Source organism: Leekyejoonella antrihumi (assembly GCF_007845645.1).
GTDB lineage: Bacteria > Actinomycetota > Actinomycetes > Actinomycetales > Dermatophilaceae > Leekyejoonella > Leekyejoonella antrihumi.
In genome coordinates, this window is record NZ_VCQV01000087.1 from 1 (window position 1) to 4,612 (window position 4,612).

2 protein-coding genes are annotated in these 4,612 nt (G+C 60.4%); both read left to right on the forward strand.

Features of this window, described 5'->3' with window-relative positions; genetic code table 11:
* The first annotated feature begins 147 nt into the window (after window positions 1-147).
* Entirely contained in the window at window positions 148-1,041 is an 894-nt protein-coding gene (locus FGL98_RS24565) for a hypothetical protein (RefSeq protein WP_222432404.1), read from the forward strand.
* Window positions 1,038-3,965 carry a DEAD/DEAH box helicase family protein gene (locus FGL98_RS24570; protein ID WP_146321441.1) on the forward strand — a complete coding sequence of 976 codons (2,928 nt, stop codon included), beginning with the start codon at window positions 1,038-1,040 and terminating at the stop codon, window positions 3,963-3,965. Before FGL98_RS24565 ends, FGL98_RS24570 begins: the two co-directional genes overlap by 4 nt.
* Window positions 3,966-4,612 lie beyond the last annotated feature (647 nt).

A 4,612-nucleotide genomic window follows, 5' to 3' on the forward strand; every position in this document is an offset into this window, starting at 1 on the left:
CCGGCCACTGCGCGACGTCGAAATCAAGGTCGCCGGGCAGACGATCACGGCCCACCCGCAGATCCCCGCCACTACTCAAACCATGCTCGACAGCCTGACCCACTAAACCTGTGCAACTCGGGTGAGAGTCTCGGGCGGCGCTGGGTCGTGAGTGATCTCGGCAAGCCAGCAGCCATGGTCACACGGAAGCGACTGATCGACCAAGACGCTAAACCCTTTATGTATCAGGCGATTGGCGACTACCAAGTGGAGCAGGCGCGCTCTACCCTCGGCCGAGCGTTCCGGGTTGGCGACCTCGCGCGAGTCGTCCTCGATCTCTATGGTGCATTGCCGCTTCCATCGGAGGCGAACGTCAACGGTAGTCTCGGCCGGTTGCCCAACTCGCGCACGATGGTCTTCGCTGACAGCCCGTCTAAACTGACGACGATTTCGACTCTGCGCCGTGCCCAGGGATACCGTGATACCAAGATGGGCGGTTTCGACAAGGTCGTAGTGCTGGGCTGGAACTTCTCTGCTGGCATTGGCCAAGATATCGCCGCGCTAGATGACGGTAGCCTCGAAGTTCTCGTCATTCCGCCCGATCTGCTTGACCGCCTCAAGAAAAAGGGTGTCGACAAGCTTGCCGGAAGCATCCGATTTGCGAGCCTGCAATACCTTGAGGCTAGTGTCGCGGCCCGCGAAAAGGTATCAGACGGTGAGGAGCTTGCTGTCGACCTGAGCAATTATGTGCTCCTGTCACCTGAGGCGATCAATCTCGACGACAAGAATCGTGCGTCTCTGCATCAGGTGATGAACAAGGAGCCCCTTGCGCTGATTGAGTACTGGGCAGTCGACCCGGACTACGACGGTGAAGTGTTCCGATCTGTATGGCAGGACTACCGGGAAAACACCGGAAATGACGCTGACCCGCTCCGGGTTGTCACCACGGCTCACCTGCAGCTCCCTAGGAAGGAGGGGCCCCGGCGGATCTGTGTGCGTGCCGTTGATGTGTTCGGATTCGAGTCCGAAGTCGTTATCGATGGAGTGGGAGTGGACAGATGACCGCCCAAGACGTCCGATTCCCGCTGGCCGCTGGAATAGCTGACCTCGTCAACCCTCAGATCTCCGCGCTCGTAGCCGGCCAGGAGCCGGAACTGCTCCAGCAGGTCACGCCAACGACGGCCGAACTGCTCCGGTTCTGGTTCCAGCAGGACTTTTGCGACGTACGTACCCTGAACTTTCACGAGGGACAGCGTTCCGCCATCCTCCATGTGATCTATGCCCATGAGGTACTCGGAGCCCGGACGCTCAGCGAGCTCTACGAAGCGGTGGCACCGGAGGCGTTGCTCGACGGAGGGGCCCTTGGGGAAGTCACTCGAGCTCGGCACCAGCACCCGAAGTACGCGGCGAAAATGGCCACGGGTACCGGCAAGACATGGGTCTTAAACGCGTTGATGACGTGGCAGTACCTCAACAAGCAGGTTGCGCCCGATGATGATCGATTCACGAGAAACTTTTTGATAGTCGCTCCCGGTCTGATTGTCTACGACCGGCTCCTGGATTCGTTCCAGGGGAAAGAAGTTGACGGAGAGCGTGATTTTTCGACAAGTGATGTGTACCAGCAGCAAGACCTATTTGTGCCCGACAACTATCGTCAGGCAGTTTTCGGATTCCTGCAGGCATCGGTCGTGACCAAAGCCGACATTGGTCGGAAGGTAACCGGAGGCGGCTTGGTGGCCATCACCAACTGGCACCTGTTGGCTGGGGTCGAGGATGAGGACTTCATTGAAGGGGACGAGGTCCAAGCGCCGGGGCTGGACATCGACCCAAAGGCTGCTGTCGAGTCTATGTTTCCGCTTACTCCTGGAACGGCCACGGGAAATGCTCTTGGCGTGCTCGACCGCAGGTTCGCCCGCGGCGGGCCGCTCCGGTTCCTGACCGATTTGCCAGACCTCATGGTAATGAACGACGAGGCGCACCACATCCACGAGATGCGTTCTGCCGGTGAGGTCACCGACGTCGAGTGGCAGAAGAGCCTCCTAGAGATCGCCGCGCCAAAGGGCAAGCGGTTCATCCAGATGGACTTCTCGGCGACGCCGTACAACGAGGTGGGCACGGGCAAGAAGAAGGGCCGACAGTACTTCCCGCACATCGTCGTGGATTTCGACCTGACCAGCGCGATGAAGGCCGGCCTGATCAAATCCCTAGCACTGGACAAACGCAAAGAGATCGCAGCCCTGCCTCTGGACTTCCGTGCCGAGCGGGACGACGACGGTAATGTGGTCGCGCTGTCGCAGGGCCAGCGCGTCATGCTCCAAGCGGGGCTGACCAAGCTGCGAATCCTCGAAGAGCAGTTCGCGAAGACAGATCCCGACAAGCACCCCAAGCTGCTCGTGATCTGCGAGGACACCAACGTCACTCCGCTGGTGGAGGACTTCCTCCACGGGACTGGCATGAGCGCCGACGACGTCCTGCGGGTCGACTCAGGTCGAAAAGCAGAACTGTCGCAGAAGAACTGGGAGCCGGTCCGCGAGCGACTCTTCGACGTTGACCGGCACCCGACACCGCGGGCCATCGTGTCAGTGCTCATGCTTCGCGAGGGTTTCGACGTTTCGAACATCTGCGTGATCGTGCCGCTCCGCAGTTCGCAAGCCTCCATTCTGCTGGAACAGACCGTCGGTCGTGGGCTCCGGCTCATGTGGCGTGGAGACGACACCATTGACGAGCTCAAGCGAGAGACCCGCGAACGGATTGCCAAGGGCCAGGAGCCAAACAACTACTTTGACGTGCTCTTCGTGGTGGAGCACCCAGCCTTTGAAGAGTTCTACAAGGATCTGATCGACGAAGGTCTGGCTGGTTCCGTTGGCGACGACGCGGACAAGAAGAACGCGCGCGGCGACTTGGAGAGTGTCGACCTCAAGCCCGGCTATCAGCTGTTCGACTTCGAGATCCCGGTGATCCTGCGTGAGGCTGACGACGAGCTGAAGGCGCCCAGCCTCGACCCACTGACGCTGCCGAGGAGCAAGTACCCCGTCGATTTCCTCATCCGTCAGATCGGCAAGGGTGACCAATTCGCCTCCCACGACCAGCAGGAGGGAACTCAGTACGGTGACTATCGGGTTGAGGGCGGCATCCTGACAGCAACCGGGTACAACGACTACCTGTCGCGGATGACGAACCGGATCACCCACGCACTCGGGGCAAACATCACCAAGAGCGCTGCAAAGTTCAAGTCCGTGAGCCAGTATCCGATCTTGCAGGCACACAAGCCTCTGGTGGTGGGATGGCTGGACACCTACATCCGCCACCGCCTGTTCGACCGGTCATTTGACCCGCACGAGAACGAGAACTGGCGCGTCCTGATGGTCGACGACGTGGCACAGCACATCGCCGGTGTCTTTGCGACGCGGCTCACCGAGTTGCAGCAGACTGTGTCGGCCGCTGAGGCAGAGGTGCGCCACATCTTACTTTCGGAGGTCCGTACGATCCCGGTGCGCTCTACCTCCTGTGTGGAAGTGAGCAAGTGCATCTACCCGAAACTGCCTATCCCAACAAACAAGGGAGGGTTGGAGCGGCGGTTCATCCGATGGGCGGAGAAGGACACCAAGGTGGAAGCATTCTGCAAGATCCACGAGCATCGCCACCAGGTCATGCGGCGACCGTATTTGAAAGCCGACGGGATGCCCGCTCAGTACTCTCCTGACTTCATCGTCCGCACGGAAGACTCGATCTTCGTGGTCGAGACGAAGGCGCAGTCTGCTTTGTCCGATGAGAACGTTCGCCGCAAGCAACGTGCCGCTCTCGGGTGGGTGGAGCAGATCAATGATCTCGAACCACATCTGCGTATGGAAGTGTCCTGGTCGTATGTCCTGCTCGGCGAGGAGTTCGTCAAGAACTGGGAATCGAAGGGCATGCGTGCCTCAGAGGCACTGGAGATGGCTCGGCTGCGTCGACCCGAGCAACCGACCGAGACCGGCCTGTTCTGACCCATGGCAGAGCGCCGCAGTATGCATGGGGGAGCGGACACGGCTGTTCTAATCTGAGGCGAAGGCTGGCGAGAGGACTCCGAGCATGGCTGATGCATTGGCGGACATCGTGTGACTGCGAGCTCAGCTGGATGACGACGCAAGGGAACACGAGCAGATCCTCCGAGATCTCGACGCGGCTGTTGAGCGACTTCGTGGCGATGCGATGCCGCGTACGGACACCGATGGTCCGGGCGGGCGGGGAAACGCTCCTGGAGAAAGTTAGGCGCCATAACTGCCGGCAATGCGGTGACCCTGCACTCTCGCGGTGGTGAGGTCGTCCACGTTGACGCGCACGACCGAGTCTTTTTCCAGCTGGCCGACGAGATGGCCATGAAGGCACGAGAGATTCAAAGCCGTCCGCGGCGACGCATGTCCTGGCTGCGATGAAGTCGACCGAACCGGCGATGCCGGAAGGACGGAGGACGACGAGGAGCGCTGGTCACCGCCCCCACCGTTCGACCCGAGTCATGCCACTTTAGTGTGTTTCGTCTGAGTGCCTGATTGCCTCGAGGATCTGCTCTGCGAGATCGGTGAGGGGGTCGGCCGCGACATGAGTGTGGCCGCCGATGGTGACCTCGATCTGCTGGAGGGGCTGGAGGGTCTTG